Origin of the sequence: Actinokineospora sp., from assembly GCF_050699995.1 — a bacterium.
Taxonomy (GTDB): Bacteria; Actinomycetota; Actinomycetes; order Mycobacteriales; family Pseudonocardiaceae; genus Actinokineospora.
The window spans coordinates 1-1,890 of sequence record NZ_JBOHGC010000021.1 but is presented as its reverse complement, the minus strand read 5'-3'; the positions used below and the strand labels follow the sequence as shown (position 1 = coordinate 1,890).

The following is a 1,890-nucleotide window of genomic DNA, read 5'->3' as shown; positions in this document are numbered from 1 at the left end:
CGCCTGATAGACCAGCGACAGGGAATCCCCGGTCGCGATCGCCAGGCTTGCGCCCGCGGGCAGGAGCGTCGTGCCCAGGTCGCCCAGGCGCGAGTGGTTGGCAGTGAGCAGGGCGTACTGCTGCGCCCCGGAGCGCAGCCCGGCGCGGATCTCTTCGAGCTGGTAGTTGGCGGGGAACACCAGCCGTCCCTGATCGCGGAGGGCGCAGAGCCCCCACGGACCGGCCGACCCGCCCACCCGGTGGCGAGCCAGGGTCTGCCAGGCGCCGGCCTCACCGCGCCTCTGGACCACGATGGTCTCCTCGTCGGGCGGATCGATCCCCTCGGTCTCGCCCGCCCGGCGCACCGTCACCTGCCAACCGCCCGCCGCGGTCGCGCGGGTCTCGGCGATCAGCGGTCCCGTGCCCGGCGCGAGGGCCGCCGCCCCGGTCGGGGCGGCCCCCGCGCGGGTTTGGCCTCCCTCACCGCTCTCCACCGGGCGGGCCGCGAAACCACCACCACCACCGCCGCCGCACGTCGTCATCGCCCCCGCCGTGGCCGGCACGGACTGGTGCTGGTTGTCGTCCCAGGCGGTGACCGTCAAGTTGTACCAGGTGCAGGGGGTGAGGCCCCAGACCGTGCCCGACCCGGGGGTGCCGGCGAGCCCCGGCACCGAGACATCACCCCCCATCAGGTCGAAGGCGGTGGGGGCGCCCGACTCGACCAGCTGGTCGTCGTCGCCGGGGCCGGTCCAGTAGCACCAGATCTCGGTCGGCCCCGCCAGGTCGGGGGTGAAGTTGGTGATCGGCCCGGGGGCCACCTGGTCGCACAGGTCGGCCCCCGAGGTGATCCGTACCCACTTGGCGATCGAGGGTAGGTCCCGATAATGGGTGCTGGTGGCCGCATCGAAGGCGCCGGTGAGGAAGAGGAGGTAGTTCCCGGGCGGTGCCGAATCGGGGCTGGCCGGCGCAGTGACGAAGAGCCGGGGCGGACCGCTCGGGGCGACACTGAACGTGAGCGGTACGTGGCGCTGGTTCTCATCGAATCCGTGGGTCGTCGCCCCCGGGCGGATCAGGCACACCCGCGTGACGCGGGTCGGGTCGGGGGTGCAGACGGTGAAGGTCTTCCGGTAGCTGACGCTGGTCGGCACCCCGCTGATCGCCGGCCGCAGGCCCGTTGCCGATGACCCGTCGTTCTTGAACAAGTATGGCGGGCAATAGATCTCGGCGTAGTGCTTGTCCCCCAGCGTATAGAAGCCTTCCCCCCCTGCGCTCAGGACACGCCCATCGGGCAAGAGGACCGCGGTCGAGTGGTAGCAACGCTCCTTCGCCTGTTCGGCCAGCGCGCCGGCCCCCGAGCCCGGGGTCCAGATGCCCACACCCAGGGCCGCGTCGGGATCCCAGATCTGCGGTCGCTTGACAGGTACCGTGCCGTCGCAGCCCCCGATGGCGATCTTCTTGCCGTCCGGCAGGAGGACCATGTTTTGGTCCTTGCGGGCGAGCATGGATGCGGACCGCCTCCAGACGGTGTCGATCGTGGCATTCACACTCTTCGTGAGGCCGGTCCCACCACCCGCGATCATGATCCGCCCCGGCCGGTACATCACCGCCGCCTCCGGGCCGAAGCCGCTGCCCTGGTTCTGCCGCGCCACCCACCCGCCGGCGGACCCATTGTCGGGGATGTCGAGGTAGCGGGTGGAGTCGGTCCCGCGGCCCACGGTCACGACCCGGCATCCCGATCCCAGTCCTCCCGGCACGACGAAGTTCAGCGGATAGGAGTTGTACGGGCTATAGAGGTTTGCGCTCGCGTGCTTCTGGTAGGTGAGGCTCACGGGATCCAGCGTCTCGGCTACCCGCGCGAAGCTCGCAGTGACCTTGAGCGGATCGCTGCTGGTCGAGAACTCGAGCAGCAT

Annotated in this window: 1 protein-coding gene; it reads right to left on the bottom strand. The window is 70.8% G+C overall.

The window, feature by feature from the left end:
• A partial coding sequence (locus tag ACRDSQ_RS01315) for a galactose oxidase-like domain-containing protein (RefSeq protein WP_431418034.1) occupies positions 1–1,890 on the bottom strand: 1,890 nt, incomplete at both ends.